General features: G+C 44.1%; 12 protein-coding genes. 5 read left to right on the top strand and 7 right to left on the bottom strand.

Annotation, left to right across the window (positions count from 1 at the left end; translation table 11 throughout):
• Positions 1–54: 54 nt before the first annotated feature.
• The 6 genes from DWX00_RS01615 to DWX00_RS01585 all read right to left on the bottom strand — a co-directional run bounded on the left by DWX00_RS01615 (position 55) and on the right by DWX00_RS01585 (position 7,221).
• A complete protein-coding gene (locus tag DWX00_RS01615) occupies positions 55–1,065 on the bottom strand; it encodes a GGGtGRT protein (protein ID WP_022463017.1) in 1,011 nt (336 codons plus the stop codon).
• Positions 1,066–1,090: 25 nt separating this feature from the next.
• A complete protein-coding gene (locus DWX00_RS01610; protein ID WP_022463018.1) occupies positions 1,091–1,783 on the bottom strand; it encodes an iron-sulfur cluster assembly scaffold protein in 693 nt (230 codons plus the stop codon).
• A 217-nt stretch (positions 1,784–2,000) separates the two neighbouring features.
• Entirely contained in the window at positions 2,001–2,672 is a 672-nt protein-coding gene (locus DWX00_RS01605; protein WP_118594535.1) for an acyltransferase, read from the bottom strand.
• Positions 2,673–2,720: 48 nt separating this feature from the next.
• Complete coding sequence (locus DWX00_RS01600) at positions 2,721–4,820, bottom strand: DNA topoisomerase (protein ID WP_118594534.1); 2,100 nt, start codon at positions 4,818–4,820, stop codon at positions 2,721–2,723.
• The gene (locus DWX00_RS01595; RefSeq protein ID WP_118594533.1) at positions 4,817–5,575 is read right to left on the bottom strand and encodes a formate/nitrite transporter family protein; all 759 of its coding nucleotides are present in this window, start codon (positions 5,573–5,575) and stop codon (positions 4,817–4,819) included. The genes DWX00_RS01600 and DWX00_RS01595 overlap by 4 nt, the downstream gene beginning before the upstream one ends.
• Positions 5,576–6,021: 446 nt before the next feature.
• Positions 6,022–7,221 carry a helix-turn-helix domain-containing protein gene (locus tag DWX00_RS01585; RefSeq protein ID WP_022463022.1) on the bottom strand — a complete coding sequence of 400 codons (1,200 nt, stop codon included), beginning with the start codon at positions 7,219–7,221 and terminating at the stop codon, positions 6,022–6,024.
• Between the two features lie 220 nt (positions 7,222–7,441).
• On the opposite strand from DWX00_RS01585, the gene DWX00_RS01580 reads away from it, so the two are divergent.
• The 5 genes from DWX00_RS01580 (at position 7,442) to DWX00_RS01560 (ending at position 18,770) form a co-directional block, all read left to right on the top strand.
• Entirely contained in the window at positions 7,442–9,892 is a 2,451-nt protein-coding gene (locus tag DWX00_RS01580; protein WP_117510213.1) for a beta-galactosidase, read from the top strand.
• 92 nt (positions 9,893–9,984) lie between these two features.
• Positions 9,985–11,418 carry an MFS transporter gene (locus DWX00_RS01575; RefSeq protein ID WP_022463024.1) on the top strand — a complete coding sequence of 478 codons (1,434 nt, stop codon included), beginning with the start codon at positions 9,985–9,987 and terminating at the stop codon, positions 11,416–11,418.
• A gap of 115 nt (positions 11,419–11,533) precedes the next feature.
• Positions 11,534–13,882 carry a GH36-type glycosyl hydrolase domain-containing protein gene (locus tag DWX00_RS01570; RefSeq protein ID WP_118594532.1) on the top strand — a complete coding sequence of 783 codons (2,349 nt, stop codon included), beginning with the start codon at positions 11,534–11,536 and terminating at the stop codon, positions 13,880–13,882.
• Positions 13,883–13,931: 49 nt separating this feature from the next.
• Entirely contained in the window at positions 13,932–16,355 is a 2,424-nt protein-coding gene (locus tag DWX00_RS01565) for a glycoside hydrolase family 3 protein (protein ID WP_118594531.1), read from the top strand.
• A complete protein-coding gene (locus DWX00_RS01560; RefSeq protein ID WP_117510211.1) occupies positions 16,356–18,770 on the top strand; it encodes a glycoside hydrolase family 3 N-terminal domain-containing protein in 2,415 nt (804 codons plus the stop codon).
• A gap of 23 nt (positions 18,771–18,793) precedes the next feature.
• On the opposite strand, the gene DWX00_RS20665 is transcribed toward DWX00_RS01560, so the two are convergent.
• A complete protein-coding gene (locus DWX00_RS20665) occupies positions 18,794–19,000 on the bottom strand; it encodes a helix-turn-helix domain-containing protein (protein ID WP_118594530.1) in 207 nt (68 codons plus the stop codon).
• Positions 19,001–19,222: the final 222 nt, after the last annotated feature.

Raw genomic sequence — 19,222 nt, 5'->3', positions numbered from 1 at the left:
CGCGGCGCTTCTTTTTTGCTCAAATAATTTTATTTACGCAAGGTTTGGCTAATCTTAGAATTTGCCAGCTTTTGCTGCCTCTTCAACAGCAACAGCTACAGCAACAGTCATACCAACCATTGGGTTGTTTCCTGCGCCGATCAGACCCATCATTTCTACGTGAGCCGGTACAGAAGAAGAACCTGCAAACTGAGCGTCAGAATGCATACGTCCCATAGTATCGGTCATACCGTAGGAAGCAGGACCTGCTGCCATGTTGTCCGGGTGAAGAGTACGTCCTGTACCACCGCCGGAAGCAACGGAGAAGTATTTTTTACCAGCTTCGATACGCTCTTTTTTGTAGGTACCTGCAACTGGATGCTGGAAACGAGTCGGGTTGGTGGAGTTTCCGGTGATGGAAACGTCAACGTTCTCTTTCCACATGATAGCAACGCCTTCGCGAACGTCGTTAGCGCCGTAGCAGTTAACTTTCGCACGCGGTCCATCGGAGTATGCTTTTCTGAATACTTCTTTCAGTTCTCCGGTGTAGTAGTCATACTCAGTCTCTACATAAGTAAAGCCGTTGATACGAGCGATGATCTGAGCAGCGTCTTTTCCAAGACCGTTCAGGATAACACGCAGAGGTTTCTGACGTACTTTGTTTGCTTTTTCAGCGATACCGATAGCACCCTCAGCAGCTGCGAAGGACTCATGTCCAGCCAGGAATGCGAAGCACTCGGTGTCCTCTTCCAGAAGCATTTTACCAAGGTTACCATGGCCAAGACCAACTTTACGCTGATCTGCTACAGAACCCGGGATACAGAAGGACTGAAGTCCCTCACCGATTGCTGCAGCAGCTTCAGAAGCTTTGCGGCATCCTTTTTTGATTGCGATTGCTGCGCCTACAGTGTAAGCCCATTTTGCATTCTCGAAGCAGATTGGCTGAATGCCTTCGATCATTTTGTATACATCAAGGCCAGCAGCTTTTGTAACTTCTGCAGCTTCTTCGATGGAGTTGATTCCGTACTCAGCAAGCTTAGCCAGAATCTGTTTCTCTCTTCTTTCATATGATTCAAATAAAGCCATTTTCCTATCCTCCTAAATTATCTGATTACTCTTTTCTCGGGTCAACGATCTTAACAGCATCAGCAACACGTCCGTACTGTCCGCTTGCTTTTTCGAAAGCTGTGTTTGCATCATCGCCGGCTTTGATGAAGTCCATCATCTTTCCGAAGTTGATGAATTTGTAACCGATAATCTCATCATCTGCATCCAGAGCGATACCTGTTACATAACCGTCGGTCATCTCCAGGTAACGAGGTCCTTTTGCAAGAGTTCCGTACATGGTACCAACCTGGGAACGAAGTCCTTTACCAAGGTCTTCCAGGCCTGCGCCTACAACCAGTCCGTCCTCGGAGAATGCACTCTGGCTTCTTCCGTAAACGATCTGCAGGAAGAGCTCTCTCATAGCAGTATTGATAGCATCACACACAAGGTCAGTATTCAGTGCCTCAAGGATGGTAAGTCCTGGCAGAATCTCAGATGCCATAGCTGCAGAATGAGTCATTCCTGAACATCCGATGGTCTCAACGAGAGCTTCCTGGATAACGCCCTCTTTTACGTTCAGAGTCAGCTTGCAGGTACCCTGCTGCGGTGCGCACCAGCCAATACCGTGAGTGAATCCGGAAATGTCTTTGATTTCTTTTGCTTTTACCCATTTTGCTTCCTCCGGAATCGGAGCTGCACCGTGATGCACGCCCTGGGCAACCGGACACATCATTTCTACTTCGTGTGAATAAGTCATTGTTAAACTCCTTTCAAATATGTACTTATTTGAGCTTTTGTCTTTCGAACGGACTGTTTCCAGCCTGTTCACAGACCTATGGTTATTGTCTCACAAAATTGGTCATTCGTCCAGCATATTTTGATAAAAAATTGCAAAGACCACCGGAAAACGATAAAATTTCCGGCGGTCTTTTAAATCAATCGGTTTGGTTTTCTCTCGATAAAAGAGATTTTTTTTAATTATCAGATTTTTTGACAATTTCTTTCGCATTCTTAAAAATATGACCTGACGGGATCACGCCGCGAACACAGGAGAGTGGATAAATGTTGGAATTTCTTCCGACAACCGTTCCCGGGTTCAATACGCTGTTACAGCCGACCTCAACTTCATCGCCGAGCATCGCACCGAATTTTTTCAGTCCGGTTTCGATCTGCTCATCGGCGCTTTTGACAACGACAAGCTTCTTGTCGGACTTTACATTGGAAGTAATGGAACCGGCACCCATGTGCGCTTTGTAGCCAAGAACAGAGTCACCGACGTAATTGTAGTGCGGAACCTGTACTTTATTAAAGAGAATGACATTTTTCAGCTCGGTGGAGTTACCAACGACAGCGCCCTCGCCGACGATGGCATTTCCGCGGATAAAAGCACACTGGCGGATCTCCGCGCCTTTTCCGATGATGCATGGGCCGTTGATGGAAGCGGTCGGTGCGATACTGGCATCTTTTGCGATCCAGATATTTTCACCGCGTTTTTCGTATTCTGCCGGATCAAGCGTCTCGCCGAGTTCAAGAATAAAGTCCTTGATGAGCGGAAGCACTTCCCATGGATACGTTTTGCCTTCAAAGATTTTTGCGGCAATGGTCTGGGTTAAATCATAAAGTTCAGAAATGGTTGCATCTTTCATGAGTGATTCATCCTTTCTTTTTTCTGTTCCTGTTTATCTTACCACATTTCAAGTGTTCTGTGCGGTCTTTTTTCTGTTCAAAGAAGACTTTGCAGAAGAGCTTCTTGAAGACGTGCTTTTTCCGGCACCGGAACGTGTGGAAGAGGCTTTTTTATAGTACGGCGCGGACGCATCAAAACTGCTCTTTAACTGGAACTGGTTCCGCATCTGCTTTACATTCACGGTGTGGCGTGTTACAAAGTTTTCCAGTTTTCCCATATATTCCTCAGAGGTAATGGATCCCTCCGCCACATAGGTGAGTCCCTTTTCCCAGCTTGCTGTCAGCTCCGGGTTCAGAAGCGGGCGGATGGACTGGTGGACGACGTCATAGATCATTTCACCGAGCTGCGTTGGTGTGATGACCTGTGTCTTTTTGTTCAGCGCGAGATACTTGATAAAGACAAGCTTTTTTAAGATCTCCGCACGCGTTGCACTCGTTCCGATGCCGCTTCCCTTGATCTGCTCACGCAGCTCCTCATCTTCGATGAGCTGTCCGGCATTCTCCATCGCAAGGATCATGGAACCGGAAGTATAGCGCTTCGGCGGGGAGGTTTCGCCCTCTTTCATTGAAAGGCCGAGCAGGTTCAGTTCACTGCCTTTCTTTAACTGGGACAGCGCGACAAGAAATGCGGGATCGCACGTTGTTTCCTCGTCCTTTTTTCCGTCCTCGTCCTCATCCTTTTTACGGAAGAAGGAGTAGTGCATTGCTTTTAAGTAGCCCTCCTCCACGAGGACACGGAAGTTGGAAAAGAACTGTTCGCCGCCGATTTCCGTCACAAGCACGACCTTCTGATAGACGGCCGATGGATAGAAGATGCTAAGAAAACGGCGGACAATCGTTTCGTATACTTTGGCGGAAAGCTCCGAAAGATTCCGCAGATTGCCAAGGCCCTGTCCGGTCGGAATGATTGCGTAGTGGTCAGTGATCTGTTTATCATTCGTATAACGGGTGGAACCGATCTTTTTCCAGCTCTCGCCCTGTAAAATTTCATCCGCAAGACCGCGGCAGATGTTGTACTGCTGCAGGCCGCGCAGGTTCTTGCTGATTTCCTTTGCAACGGCAGAAGAAAGCACACGGGCGTCGGTACGCGGATAGGTAACCAGCTTTTTCTCGTAAAGCTCCTGGACGACTTTCAGCGTTTCATCCGGGCTGATTTTGAAGAAGCGGGCACAGTCGTTCTGCAGCTCCGCAAGGTTGTAGAGCAGCGGCGCATTTTTATTCTCTTTTTTCCGCTCCATTTTCAGAACGCGCGGGATCAGAGGGTTCTGTGCTTTTAATTCGTCAATCAGCTTCTGTGCGTCTTCTTTTTTCTGGAATCCATTCTCCTTATAGAGAAGCGGCGAGTTAAAATAGCGGCTTCCTTTAACGGCACGCCATTCGCCTTCGAAATTCCGCCCGTTAAAAGAAAGACCGGCGATGACACGGTAGAACGGTGTTTTTACGAAACTGCGGATTTCGCGTTCGCGGCGCACGACCATGCCGAGCACGCATGTCATGACACGGCCGACAGAGATGGACTGGTATTTGGTGCCGAGATACGATGCGACGGCGTTTCCGTATTTTAACGAGAGAAGACGGGAAAAGTTAATGCCCATCAGGTAATCTTCTTTGGCACGGAGATAAGCGGAAGCTGAGAGATTGTCGTATTCGCTTTCATCCTTCGCTTCGCGGATGCCGCGCAGGATTTCTTCTTCTGTCTGTGAATCAATCCAGACACGTTTCTGCTTCTTGTCTTTGATACCGGCCATCTGTGCGACGAGGCGGTAGATATATTCTCCCTCGCGCCCGGAGTCGGTACAGACATAAATGGTTTCGATATCTTCCCGGTGGAGCAGGCCGCTCACGATGTTGAACTGCTTTTTTACTTCCGGGATTACTTCATATTTAAAGTTTTCAGGCAAAAAAGGCAGGGTCTCAAGACTCCACCTTTTTAACGCAGGATCGTATTTTTCCGGGTAGCTCATCGTAACCAGGTGGCCGACGCACCAGGTTACGATGGAAGTTTCCGACTCCAGATACCCGTCCCTGCGCTGCATATTCTGTTTTAATGCTTTTGCGAATTCCTGAGCGACGCTCGGTTTCTCCGCAATGTATAAGGATTTTGTCATTTATCTGCACTCATCATTCGAAGCGGCCAGGCAAGGAGCAGTCCGCCTCCGATCATATTTCCGATAGTTACAATTACCATACTTTTCAGCGCGGCGGTAAGAGAGATGCCGCCCGGAACGAGAAGTGCGGCGGTAACGAAGGTTGCCATATTGGCAATGCAGTGTTCGAAACCGGCAACAACGAATCCGGAGATACAAAGTATGATCATGAAAAATTTCGCAACTTCATTTTTGCATTTCATGCCGCAGGCAACGGCAAGGCAGACGAAGAAGTTGCAGAGAATGGCACGGAAAAACATTTCTCCGGCAGGAATGGAAAGTTTATTTCCAATAAATCCTGCGTAATAATCGGCAGTACCGGAAGCACCTGCCAGTACGAAAATTACGGAGAGAATCAGGCATCCGACAAAGTTTCCGATGTAGCTTACCAGCCATACTTTTCCAACCTGTGCCCAGGAGACTTTTTTGTCATAGGCCCCAAATGCCATAACAAGATTGTTTCCGGTGAAAAGCTCTGCACCGATAAAAACGATCAGCAGAACCGCAATGGCAAACACAATACCGCCAAGCAGTTTTCCCCAGGCAGGATCTGTACTCTGGAACGTATTGCCTACCACGTTGGAGAAAATCATGGCAACCACGATAAAGAAACCGGCCATGACTGCACGGAGAAAGTATTTCCCCGGGTGTTCTTTCAGCAGCCTTGCTTTGTTTACGGCTGCCTCTGAAAATTTTTGTACGTCATCATAAGGCATAGAATAACTCCTTTCTTATGTCCCGTAGGATGGACATATCCCCTCTCTTTTTGTCCGGGGGATGGTCTTTTTTTCCGAAGCAGCTTGCAAATGCTTCGGATTTCGCGCTTTCAACTTTGGCTATTATAGCATTTCCCGGAAAGATTCGCAATGAAGGAGGAAGAAAAAAGTATATTTCCACAGAAATGTCAGAAAATAAGGGGTGAAACGACAGATTGTATGATGAACTCAGAGGGATTGAAACAAGGATTGAAAGCTTTTTTTATGTTCTGTTTTACAAACATCTCGGACACAGTGAAATTGTAAACCATGATGATCCGGCGTTTGTGAAACTGGTTTATCATCTGCACTGATGTTCATTCTTAGCAAAAACCTCATCGGCTGTTTTCATACAAAAGATAAAACGGCAGGTGAGGTTTTTGTAATGGGCCTCTGGAAAGGATAAACTAAAGCCGTATAGTATCCATTACACCGGATTTTTTCCGGTATTCTAAAGGAGTCATATGATACTGTTTTTTGAATAAACTCTGAAAATGAGGTTGGCTGGAAAAGCAGAGATAACTGCTGATTTCAGCCAGACTTTTTGTACTGTAGGTTAAAAGCATTTTAGCTTCTTCTAATTTACATCTTGTAATGAAAGCACCTATGGTAAAGCCGAGCTCAGTTTTGAATTTTTTCATCGTGTAGGAAGTACTTTTCTGAATGGAATCCGCGACATCATTCACGGAGATGGATTCGTTTGTATGTGTACGGATAAAATTCATACAGGTATAAACTTCTCTTGAGATTCCAGCAGGGATTTTGGTTTCACCTGCCTGCTGACAAAAATCCAGAATCATGGAGTATTGCAGTGCCTGGATTTTTTCCAGTGACTGCAGTGCCTCGCATTCCTGAATATAAAGATCCAGAAGCTGATATGTTTTTTCAATATCTACTCCTCCCGGAATGGCGCCAAGAACAGCGGTTTTGATTGCTGTCACGATAAAAAGATTTTTGGCATGGCGAATCGGGGTTTTTGCAAGTCTGCCTTCTTCTAATTGTAATGTATTATTCTTCAAAAAATTCTGCAAAGCATTTACATTTCCGTTTTGAACAAACTGAAAAAGTTCGCATTCAAACTGGTAAGTGTTATGCATCTTTTTATTTTCCATATTTTCTGTAATGGATTTCAAATGCTGCTGGCTCTGCCGCAATTGCTGGGGTGCACGCTGTCCCAATAATTTCAACACACTGATTTCCTTGTGGTTCACACATTGATGCAGGAAAACAAGATGCTGACAAAATTGGATATGTGATAACCGGGGAATGGAGGCGAGAGCCTCAGCGATTACTTCCTTGTACTTCAGAGGCGTGGCAGAGTCATGCATATAACTGCGGACGAGCTCATCTGTCACAGGAACGGAAAAAACCGGGCCTAAGATGATATATTCACCAGTAGCTTCAATTTGGACAGAGCCATATACAATGTCGGGAGATGCAAAACGAAATTCGGGATTATAATCGGATGGATAAAGCGGATAAGGACTCTCTGTTGAGATGTGGAGCTGTTCTGATAAAGCAGAGTAAATAGCTCCTGCTTCAGTAATTAGATTCGTAGGAATTCCTGTAACGGCATAGTAATTTTTACAAAAAGTAACATAATTCATATGATATTCTCCTGGTATCTGTGGGATGCAGTGGATCAAATTTTCGTTTGAAAGTTTCTGCAAAGCAATTCACGATTCCTTCACTTCCAAATTTAAAGTATAAAATGGAAAAAGAAAAATAACAATACGAAAACATATAATTTTGTATGTTTTTATGTAATATCTTTCCTTTCATTTTTGATAAAGTGCGATTAGAAAAAAGGAAAGGCGGATCATACGCATGAGACAACCGATTAAAATTAATAAAACGAATCCAAATAAAGGTGTTCTCGATTATTCTTATCTTTTGGATGCACCAGCTGGAAAACATGGATTTGTAACGACAAGGAATGGCCATTTTTATTTTGAAGATGGTGTAAGGGCAAAATTTCTTGGGTTTAATGTGGCTGCAAGATCAAATACCCCGGATCATGAAACCGCAGAGAAACTGGCGGAACGTTTTGCGAGCCTGGGCGTGAATGTGATTCGGCTCCATGCAGCAGATGCCCCAATCAGCGAAGAACCACGTAGCTGGTCCAGCTGTAAAGAAGCTCCACTTTTAGATTATGAAAAAGGAAACGGGAGAGAATTTCATCCGGAAGGTCTGGATCGATTTGACTATTTTGTCGCAAAATTGAAAGAGCGGGGTATTTACCTTCACATTGATCTTATCGTTGCAAGAGATTTTGTAGAAGGAGATGGACTGGACTACCCAGGAAATGCGGGAAGCTGCATCAAACGTTTTCCCATGTACAATAAACGGATGATAGAGCTGCAAAAAGAATATGCCAGAAAGATTCTCTGTCATGTGAATCCTTATACAGGTCTTGCACTGATTGACGATCCGGCGGTGATCACGGTTCAGATCAATAATGAAGATTCTGCGATTAAAGGAACGATGGAAACGGATCAGCGGGAAGAGATGCAGCCATATCGGGATGAGGTACAAAATCGTTTTAACAGCTTCCTCTTGATGAAATATGGAACAAGAGAGCGTCTGAAAGAAGCATGGACGTTTGAAGGAAAATGTGCGCTTGGCGAGGAAGAAGATCCGGAGAAAGGAACTGTGCAGGGAGCCGCAGGTAATTTCTATCAGCCGGAATGCGACCCTTTGGGAAAATGGGAAGAAAATGAAAGTCCGGCCCGCTATGCTGATTTTATGGAATTTGGCATTACGATGAATCGTAATTTTTATCAGGATATGAAAGATTATCTTCATTCCCTTGGAGTAAAAGTTCCGATCGTGACAAGCAATCTGGTTGCCGGTGCAGCGGATGTATATGGCCATACCGACGGGGATTTTATGGAAAATAACAGCTATTTTAATCACCCGCTGCTTCCGATCCAGGAGGCAAATACCTATCTGGTTGCAGGGCCGGCCGAATATGTGTCAACGAACCCGCTGACCATGCAGACAGGAGTTGGTTCTATGGCAACAACACTTTTAAATCTTGCTTCCGTTGCCATTGTAAAAGGAAAGCCTTTCATGCTCAGTGAGTGGAACGAATATGGGGAACATCCTTTCCATTCGACAGCATATGTGCACACGGTTGCCTATGCATGCTTGAACGACTGGGACGGACTGATTTTATACAATTATCATACGTCAGAAAAGGCGGACGATCAGCCGGACGATGAAATCTGGAGTGTTTTTGATGTATATAATGATCCGGCGGTTATCTGTCAGTGGGGATTTATGGCATCTGTATTTCTCAAAGGGCTGGTATCGGCGGCTAAAAACCGTGTAGATGTCGTATATACACAGAACGATTTGAAAACACTGCCGAAAATGCACGCAATGCCAACTACTTTTTTACCTTACATCACATGTATGCGAAATGTATTCCTGGACGGAGGGGATACCTATCAGGGAGACGCGGCTGTTGCAGTGAACGCAGGATTTTTGAATGGGGCAGATCTCTCGGAGGCAGAACACGGTGTGTATTATGCATGGTCACCGTATCGTGACGCATGGCGGAAATATAAAGACCACAACAGGCTGAAACAGGCAGCGAAGAATGCAGAAGAGATACGAGAAGGCGTGTATCTGGGAGCACAGGCACTTGTCTTTGATGAAATTCAGAAAATCGCAGGCACAGGAGATTATCGTGAATTTGCTGCAATTCTTGACCGGGCAATGAAAGAATGGAAGATACTTTCGGAGGAATGTGGTCTGGTAGATGGAAAACTGATTTCTGATACAAAAGAGCTGGTGTTTGATCCGGCACATGCCCGGTTCGTAATTCATACACCGTATTGCGGATATTTCAGTGGAAGCCCAGCAGAAAGTCTGCGGCTGTCTGAAAAAATTGAGATCCAGTCAGAAAATGAGCGGATTACGCTGGCACTTCTTCCAGTGGGAAAGGAAAAACTGGAGCAGGCAGAGGAATTTGTGATCACTGCGATGGGAACAACGGGAATGGACAAGACAACGTATCAGGAAGGTGCACAGATGATGGGCTTTCCGTTTACTGCAGTACACTTTCAGGGAAAATTATATGCCGAAACGCTGGAAGGAAGAATCTACGTAAAAGCTAAGGAGGCCGTTCTTACAGCATTAGATCCAATGGGAAATGAAATTGGAAGAATAGAAGGAAAAGAGACAGAAAAAGGAGTATGTTTTCTTCTGTCAGGCAATCTTCCAAGTGTTCAATATAATTTAAAAATAAAAAAAGAATGCCCAAATATATAATATTAAATTGCTATATGTAATAAAAGAAACAAAATACTTGATAGAATACAAGTATAAAACAGCGGCTGTAAAAAACGATGGGAGAAAAAGATATGGGAAAAAAGAAACAAAAAGTCCTCTATGATGCAGACGGGGCAAGAAGAGTTATGAGAAAAAGAGATTATATGGCTGATATGGGAGGTCAGTTAGCGTTAGGCGTGATGGCCAATCTGGTTGGCCAGCTTACTTACTTTTATACAGATAAAGTCGGCATGGCGGTAGGCGGAGTCGGAATTGCGATGATGATCGCTAAGATTATAGATGCACTGACGGATGTTCTGGTGGGAAATATGATTGACCACTCCAAAGGTGGGAATAAGAAATATTACTCCTGGATGCTGAAAATGGCGATTCCTGCAGCAGTCATCATCATTATGATGTTTACGGTCCCGATTCAGGCAGGACAGACAGCGGCATTGATTTATGTACTGGTTACCAATCTTCTTTTAACAGCAGTTATTTATACTATGATTGCCACACCGTTTTCAGCGGTTATGATTGTGCGTACTCACAGCCAGAGTGAGCGAAGCAATATGGGGCTGTTCCGTGCAGTCGGAAACTACGGTGCCGGAACAATCATTGCTATTATCACAATTCCGGTAACCAATATGCTGGGTGGTACACAGAGTGCATGGATCAAATATGGTGTTGCGCTTGCACTTGGCGTTTTATTACTTTTCCTGATCTGCTACAACAATGGAAGAAAAGCAAAATTTGCTTCGGATTTTGAAAGCGAATCGGAAAACGCATCAGAAACAGCACCGACAGAAACAGAAGAAGAGGAAGCAGTTCCATTTAAAGATGCTATAAAAATGTTATTGCAGAATAAATACTGGGTGATCGTTCTTCTGTTCAATTTGATTACCAATATTACCGCTGCAGTGGCAGCAGCCTCGGGTACATACTATGCAAAATGGATTTTTGGCAACGATAATCTTGTTGCAGTCATAGGAGCGGCAGGTATGCTGGCAACGGTAATCGGATTTGTGGTTTCCAAGCCGATCATTTCGAAGCTGGGTGTTACAAAAACAATTCAGCTTGGGTTAATGGGAGCTGCCATTCCATCCCTGATCCGCTGCTTTATTCCGGAAAACTTTATGGTTTATGCAGCAACCAGCCTTGTGGCGAGCTTTATCCAGATTCCACTGATGTGTCTGTACGGCGTATTAACAGCAATGACGGTAGATTATAACGAATGGAAATATGGAAAGAAATTAGTTGCAATGTCGGGCGGAGCTATAGGATTTGGAAGTAAAGTGGGAAGCGGCCTTGGATCTGTTATCTTATCCGCATTTCTTGCCATTGGCGGATATCAGGCATCGCTGGAAAGTGCAACTGCTTCCATGCGATATTCGATTTATGGATTTTCCAACTATCTTCCGCTGGTTGTAAACCTGGCTATGTTCCTGATTTTTACCAGATTTGATCTGGAAGAAAAATTACCAAAGATGCGGGAAGAAGTACTTGCGAGAAAAGAGAAAAAATAAACGGAGAAACTACAAGGTCGGTACAGGAAAGACTGTACCGACTTTGCAGTTGTCATTCAATTTACAGAAACTGCCAGTGGCAGGCTCTGTAGGTTAAAAATAAGGAGAATTGAAAATGAGCGATACATTATGCAATGAAAAAAAGAAACCTTATACATTTTCAGAAGATGGAAATTCCTGCATTATAACAGAAACCAGAACACCAAGATACTGGTATAATTATCTGTGGAATGAAAATCATTACTGTGCGCAGATTTCCCAGACAGGACATGGGCGCAGCTATTACCTCAGTGAAAAAGCAGATATGTGTATGATGAATCAGGACGATGCAAGATATATCTATCTAAGAGACGAGAAAAGCAAAGAATGCTGGAATATCGGCGAAGGTCCATTAAATACGGAAGTAGAAAATTATCAGTGCGTACACAGCATTGGATCTTCCAGAATCCAGTCTTCTTATCAGAATATTGCAAGTTCCTGGCGGCTGTTTGTACCGGAAGAAGGATACCAGGAAGTGTGGACTTTGAAAATAAAAAATACAGGGGAAAGACAGCGCCATCTCAGCATATTTTCAGCAGTCAGCTTTTATCTGGAGGGCTTTTCTTATCCGCGATATTATGAAATGTATCGTTGTATGGAAACAGATTATGATGAAAAGTTAAAGGGTGTATATTGCAGATCCGCACATCCTTTCGCACCGCACAAAAGATACAACGCATTTCTGGCAGCATCAGAGCCGGCATACGCATATGATGGAAATCTGGAAGCATTTTGCGGGACAACCAGTACCATAACAAGGCTGGATGCATCAGCAAGCGCGCTTTTCCAGAGACCGGACATTGTCGTAAAGGGAAAAGACTGTACAAATTCCAAAGCGGCCCTTTTTATTCTTGGCGGTGTGCTGCAGCATAAAATTGTGCTACAGCCAGGAGAAGAAAAAGAATTACAGTTTGTATTTGGAATCAGTGAATCACTTGAAGAGGCAAGGGCGGTATCGGAAAAGTTTTCCAATTCTGCAGCTGTGGAAAAGGAACTTGAAAAAGCAGAAACGCATTATCTGGAAAAATATCGTTCGCTGACCGTGGAAACGCCGGATGAAAAAATCAATCACATGATGAATAACTGGGTGAAAAAACAGGTAGATTTTTGCATTGTCGGGAAAAAAGGAGTCCGCGATAATCTTCAGATTGCAGTTGGCCTGTTAAACTATCGGCAGGAAACAGCAAAAAAAGAGATTCTGGAATGTCTTCGCCATCAGTTTCGGGATGGTCATGGAGTTCTTACGTGGTATCCTTATGATGATACCCGGTATTCCGATCAGCCGTTCTGGATCATATGGGCTGTCTGCCAGCTGATAAAAGAAACGGGAGACTTTTCTATCCTGGATCTGGAGATTGAATGGCAGGATGGAGGGAAGGCGGCTGTTCTGGATCATGTGAAAGCGGCTGTGAATCGATTGCTGCAGGATAAAGGAAAGCATGGACTGGTACGGATTTATTTTGCGGACTGGAATGATGCACTCAATGTTACAACGGATGAATATGCGGAATCCGTAATGCTTTCCCATCAGTTCTGCCTGGCACTGAAGGAATTAGAAGCATTACTGAAGAAAAAAGGCGATCAGGTATATGCCGGAAAAATAGCAGAGGAATATCGTATCTTACGAAACAGCATTAATGCATATGCATGGGATGGAGCGTGGTACATGCGGGCGTTAAGTGATGTGGAGAATATTGGTTCCAAAAACAGCGAAGGAAGCAAAATTTATCTGAACGCGCAGACATGGGCTGTTTTAGGAGATGTTGCAGATGCAGAGAAATTACCAAAGATATTAAAAGCAGTGGATTCCATGGAGCATGATTTTGGATTTCCGTTAAATCTTCCGCCGTATCAGAAGTATTCGCCAAATGTAGGGAGAATGTCCGGCATGCTGCCAGGATTGTTTGAAAATGGTGGTGTATACTGTCATGCTACAGGGTTTAAAATTCTGATGGACTGCAAGGTGGGGAGAGGAAGCAAAGCATTCGAAACACTGAAAAAAATTATGCCGGACAGTGATAAAAATCCATCCATGCAATCCGGAGCAGAACCATATGTTTTTACAAACTGTTATTCTACCAATCCCGGATATTATGGAAAATCCTACCAGTCCTGGACAACGGGAACTTCTGCGTGGTGCATGATGGGGGTGTACGAAGGAATCCTCGGAATCAAACGGGATTACGATGGACTGCGGATCGATCCGTGTCTGCCGAAAGAATGGGAAAAGGCAGAAGTGACCAGACATTTTCGAGGTGCTGATTATCATGTAATCATCGAAAATCCAGATCATCTGGAAAAAGGAGTGCTTGAAATTAAGACAGATGGAGCAGTTTGCGATATGTCCGACAAAGCAGATGGGTTTGTGCTGCCTGATTTCAAGGATGGAAAAATGCATGAAGTCCATGTTATATTGCGTAAATAGACAAAAGAGGCTTGTTTAGGAAGACATCAGCAGAAAGAAAGGAAAAGAGATGAAAAAAAGTATTTTTCAGGAACTTGTGGAAGAATCAATTGTTCTTTTGAAAAATGAAGAGCAGATCTTGCCATTAAAAGAAAAAAAGGTGGCTTTTTTGGGACGGGCACAGATAGAAACCATTTTTTCGGGAAACGGTTCGGGAGCATCCAAATCCCTTGCAAACAAGAATCTCTTATGTGAATGTGAAAAAAGAGGAATCTGTGCAGAAGCAGGGTTAAAACAATTTTACACCAGCCATCAAAAAAACGAATCGGAAAAGTTTGTGATTGACGGTATTGATATCACAAATGTAGAAAATATGAACTGTGGTTTTATGTATGAGATCTTTGGAAAATATCAGCCGATGTGGACAGAGTATCACATTCCGGAGCAGCTGATGCAGAAAGCCAGGGAGTTTACCGATACCGCTGTTTTTGTGCTGGGAAGGAATTCCGGTGGGGAAGAATGTGACAGGCACATCGAAGGTGATTATGAACTTACCGAATCCGAAAAAGAACTGCTGGAACAGGTGTGCTGTGTTTTTCCACATGTGATCGTTGTACTGAATATTAATGGAATGATCGATATGCAGTGGGTGAACGCCTATTCCGCAATTAAGGCCGTGGTGTTTCTGGGAATTCCGGGCGAAGAAGGCTGCGGAGCATTAGCTGATATTCTGACGGGGGCTGTGAATCCATCTGGCAAATTAAGTTTTTCCATGGCAGAGTCTTTCAAAGACTACCCGACAGCAGAAAATTTCACCTGGAATAAAGAACAGGAAGATGAAATTTTAACTTACGAAAATTATGGACTGGATGCAAAGGCAAATGGAAGTACAGGATATACGAAAAGCCCGGTAACGGTGTATCAGGAAGACATTTATCTGGGGTATCGCTATTTTGATACTTTTCGGAAACAGGTATTGTACCCCTTTGGATATGGAATGTCTTACACATCGTTTACGATTCTTCCGAAAGAGATGAAACAGGAAAAAGAAGAGGTGGAATTTATTACGGAGGTAACAAATTCCGGAAATTATGCAGGAAAAGAAACGATACAGCTTTATTTGTCCTGCTCTGGTACAGAGTCGGAAAAACCGGAAAAAGAATTAAAAGGCTTTGCAAAAACGAGACTTCTTGCTCCGGGGGAGAAACAGAATATTTCGATCCGAATATCCATGCAGGATCTGGCAGGATATGTTGAGACATCTGCATCATATATCCTGGAAAAGGGAAAATATCAGTTTTTTATCGGAAATTCATCCCGTGAGACAATTTTTGCAGGAGAAATCCAGATAAGAGAAGATTACGTAATTAAAAAATGTGTGAATCGTCTTTGCGTGCAAAACTGCAATGTAGAGCATTTGCAGGTACTATCTGCAAGAGAAGGACGAAAAAAGGTCCGAATGCATGAAAAGAAAAAAGAAGAGACCGATGGTTTAAAAGAGCAGGAAAGATATGATCTTTTACGGGATGAAATGGAACAAGTAAAAAATTTCAGTATCGAACAGCTGGCTGCATTGTGTGTGGGGTATGGACCTGGAATTCCATTTGCAGCGTTCAGCAAACAGGAACAGCCGGAAACTATATTGGATGGTCAGGGAAATCCACTGACCAAAAACGATCATCCAGTCGGAGCAAAAGGATATGTCTCCCCGGCTATGCCAGAAAAAGGTATTCATTCCATTTTTTATAAAGATGGACCGGCAGGTGTGGGAACGGGGGCCTGGCCAACGGCTATGCTGATTTCCTGCGCATTCAATAAAGAACTGTGGGAAGCGTTTGGAAATGCGGTTGGCGCAGAGTGCGAAAAGAAAGCGGTTGACGTATGGCTGGCACCAGCAGTCAATCTGCACCGGAATCCGCTTTGCGGGCGAAATTTTGAATATTTTTCGGAGGATCCTTATCTGACCGGAATCTGTGCGGTCCAGATTACAAAGGGCGTTCAGGAAAATCATCCTGTCCGCGTCTGCCCCAAACATTTTGCCGTGAATGAACAGGAAACGTATCGAAGAGGAAGTGCGAAGAAGCGGTACGATGCGGTAGATTCCATCCTTACGGAACGTGCATTGCGGGAACTTTATCTGAAACCTTTTGAAATGTTGGTTCGAGATGCCGGAGTATCCTTTATTATGACATCGTTTAATAAAATTAATGGGGTTCTTGCAGCTGGAAATCGAGATTTGTGTACGCATATTTTACGGGAAGAATGGAACTTTGATGGTGTTGTCGTTACTGACTGGGGCGATATGGATATTGTCGCAGATGGCGGCGATGCTGTGGCAGCGGGAAATGATATTGTGATGCCGGGTGGCCCGCCGGTGATCCGGCAGATTTTGCAGGCCTATCAGGAGAGACGGATTACCAGAAAAGATCTGGAAAGGAGTGTTGCAAGATTGTTACATGTTCTGAAGTTATTTGAGAAAGGGGAGCGTATTTAAATGAAATCATATAGGGATCATACACTGGGTGCCAAAGAAAGAGCCTCTCTTCTGCTCAAAGAAATGAGCCTTGATGAAAAGATGGCACAGATTAACTGTGTTTTTCCTTTTGATCAGGATGCCTATAACTTTGAAAAAATTCAGCAGGAGACAAAATACGGAATGGGAGAAGTAAGCACGCTGGAAATGCGCAGGATGGAGACACTTGATGAAGTGGCTGCATGGCAGAGAAAAGTGCAGAAGATTGTGATGGAAAACAGTGCCCATCGAATACCGGCAATCTTTCATATGGAAGGATTGTGCGGGGCCTTCATTCAGGACTCCACCAGTTTTCCGTCTGGGATTGGCAGGGGAGCAAGCTTTGATCCCAAGCTGGAAGAACAGATTGCAGAAATTGTGAGCAGACAGGAAACGGCCTGTGGTATTACCCATATACTGGCACCGGTTCTGGATGTGGCAAGAGATCCGCGTATGGGCCGTTTTGGAGAAAGTTATGGAGAAGATGCTTCCCTTGTAAGTGCGATGGGGGCAGCGTATACGAAAGGAATACAAAAGAATACAGTTGCTTCAAGAAAAGCAGAAAGTGTGGCAAAACATTTTGTGGCTTTTCATAATTCGCAGGGTGGAATTCATGGAACACACAGCGAAACGCCGACGCGACTTTTAGAAGAAGTGTTTGCAAAACCTTTCCAGGCAGCAATCACAGAGTCAGATCTGAAAGGTATTATGCCTTGTTATTGCGCTGTGAATGGAGAAGATGTATCTGCTTCTCATAACATGCTTACGAAACTGCTTCGGGAAAAAATGGGATTTGACGGCATGTGCATCAGCGATTACGGTGCAGTGGGAAATGCGCATAGTGTACATCATATTGGAGAAACATTTGAAGAAGCCGGTGCGATGTGTCTTCATGCGGGAATGGATATCGAGATGCCGTCCTGTACTGGCTATAATGAGAAATTAAAAGAGATGTTTTCAAGTGGAAAACTGGATATCCATATTTTGGATACAGCGGTTTTGCGGGTTCTGGAGGGAAAATTCAGAATGGGCTTATTTGAAAATCCCTATGCGCTGGAAGGAAAAGAGCTTCATGCTCTTGTAATGCAGGAAGCAGACAGGAACACTTCCCTGCGGTCGGCCAGAGAATCCATGGTATTGCTGAAAAATGACGGCGTATTGCCGATTGCGGCAAAAGGGAAAAAAATCGCGGTGATCGGACCGCATGCCGGGTATGCCAGAAAAATGTTTGGTGGATACACACATATGTGTATGATGGAGTCTACCTATGCGATTGCCAATTCTATTGCAGGTGTAAGCGGAGTTGTACAGGCAGATGCAGATGAGATTATTACGGTTCCGGGAACCAATATTCAGTCTGATGAGACAGAGCAGTTTGATCAGATCCTGAAAAGACAGAAACCGCAATGCAGAAATCTGTATGAAGAATTCCAAATCCGCTTTCCGGAAAGTGAGATTTTATATGCATATGGCTATCCGATTGCAGGAAACGACGAAAGTCATTTTGAAGAAGCGCTGCAGGCAGCAAAGCAGGCAGACATTGTGATACTGACGCTTGGCGGTAAGCACGGAACGTGTTCCATGGCATCAATGGGAGAAGGAATTGACAGTACTGATATTAACCTTCCAAAATGTCAGGATGCATTTATTCGCAAGGCTGCGCAGCTTGGAAAACCATTGGTTGGCGTTCACTTTGATGGAAGACCGATTTCCAGTGATGCTGCAGAGGAATATTTAGATGCTATTCTGGAAGCATGGAGTCCATCAGAAACAGGAGCAGAAGCAGTAGTTGATATTTTAACCGGAATATATAATCCGGGAGGAAAACTTCCGGTTACCGTTGCTTATGGAGTGGGACAGCTTCCGGTTTATTACAATCATCCATATGGTTCCTCCTGGGATCAGAGCGGCAGTATCGGTTTTGCCAATTATGTGAATATGCCGCACAGACCGAGATATTATTTTGGATACGGACTGTCGTATACAACATTTACATATTCGGATTTACATATCTCGATGGGAAATGAAAAGGCAGCAGATACGGTTCAGATCTCCTGCGCTGTTGAGAACACGGGAAGCTGTGAAGGAGATGAGGTTGTCCAGCTTTATTTACGAGATGAATATGCCAGCCTGACAAGACCAGTAAAAGAACTGGCAGGTTTTAAGCGCATTCACCTGCGAAAGGGCGAAAAGAAAACGGTATGCTTTGAGGTGAAAACGGATCAAATGGCTTTTCTGGACATTGATATGCACTGGAAAGTGGAAAAAGGACGATATGCAGTAGAGGTCGGAAGTTCTTCAGAAGATATTCGTTTAAGAGGAAGCTACTGTGTGAAAGAAAATAAATGGGTTGCGGGAAGAAATAGAGCGTTTTGGGCAAGTGCCGCAGCGAAATAAAAAGAACAGAACCGGATGCCATTTTATACAAAGCGGCATTCGGTTCTGTTCTTGCGGTATTCCCGTGGGGAGCAGTTCATTTTTTCACGGAAACATTTTCCGAAATAGGACTGCTGGCTGAAGCCGGTCTGCAGGACGATCTGTCTGATGGGAAGTGTGGTTTCTGTTATCTCCGTGATTTGTTTTCTATGTTTTGGCAATATCTTAATAATTTCTGCAGATATTTTCATATTATTTTTTCGATATAATAAGTATACTTGCTGTAAAAAGGATTGTAAAGGTAGTCTAAATGGACAATAATAGTTTATCACATACAACGTGGAATTGTAAGTACCATATGAACCAGAGCAGGAAAACCTGCCGTCGCTGATCACACTTGAAAAAATATGTGTAGCTTTGGGCGTGACATTATCGCAGTTTTTTCGAGAAGATAATTCAGAGAATCTGACAGA

It is taken from the genome of Blautia sp. AF17-9LB (assembly GCF_003479185.1).
Classification (GTDB): domain Bacteria; phylum Bacillota; class Clostridia; order Lachnospirales; family Lachnospiraceae; genus Fusicatenibacter; species Fusicatenibacter saccharivorans.
The sequence above is the reverse complement of the archived record's forward strand: the minus strand, read 5'-3'. Positions and strand labels throughout refer to the sequence as shown.

What these genes read in the sequence shown, in the direction of transcription:
- DWX00_RS01595 (WP_118594533.1), bottom strand. Translation starts at nt 5,575, where the DNA reads ATGCCTTATGATGACGTACAAAAATTTTCAGAGGCAGCCGTAAACAAA.
- DWX00_RS01575 (WP_022463024.1), top strand. Translation starts at nt 9,985, where the DNA reads ATGGGAAAAAAGAAACAAAAAGTCCTCTATGATGCAGACGGGGCAAGA.
- DWX00_RS01560 (WP_117510211.1), top strand. Translation starts at nt 16,356, where the DNA reads ATGAAATCATATAGGGATCATACACTGGGTGCCAAAGAAAGAGCCTCT.
- DWX00_RS01600 (WP_118594534.1), bottom strand. Translation starts at nt 4,820, where the DNA reads ATGACAAAATCCTTATACATTGCGGAGAAACCGAGCGTCGCTCAGGAA.
- DWX00_RS01605 (WP_118594535.1), bottom strand. Translation starts at nt 2,672, where the DNA reads ATGAAAGATGCAACCATTTCTGAACTTTATGATTTAACCCAGACCATT.
- DWX00_RS20665 (WP_118594530.1), bottom strand. Translation starts at nt 19,000, where the DNA reads ATGAAAATATCTGCAGAAATTATTAAGATATTGCCAAAACATAGAAAA.
- DWX00_RS01610 (WP_022463018.1), bottom strand. Translation starts at nt 1,783, where the DNA reads ATGACTTATTCACACGAAGTAGAAATGATGTGTCCGGTTGCCCAGGGC.
- DWX00_RS01580 (WP_117510213.1), top strand. Translation starts at nt 7,442, where the DNA reads ATGAGACAACCGATTAAAATTAATAAAACGAATCCAAATAAAGGTGTT.
- DWX00_RS01585 (WP_022463022.1), bottom strand. Translation starts at nt 7,221, where the DNA reads ATGAATTATGTTACTTTTTGTAAAAATTACTATGCCGTTACAGGAATT.
- DWX00_RS01615 (WP_022463017.1), bottom strand. Translation starts at nt 1,065, where the DNA reads ATGGCTTTATTTGAATCATATGAAAGAAGAGAGAAACAGATTCTGGCT.
- DWX00_RS01570 (WP_118594532.1), top strand. Translation starts at nt 11,534, where the DNA reads ATGAGCGATACATTATGCAATGAAAAAAAGAAACCTTATACATTTTCA.
- DWX00_RS01565 (WP_118594531.1), top strand. Translation starts at nt 13,932, where the DNA reads ATGAAAAAAAGTATTTTTCAGGAACTTGTGGAAGAATCAATTGTTCTT.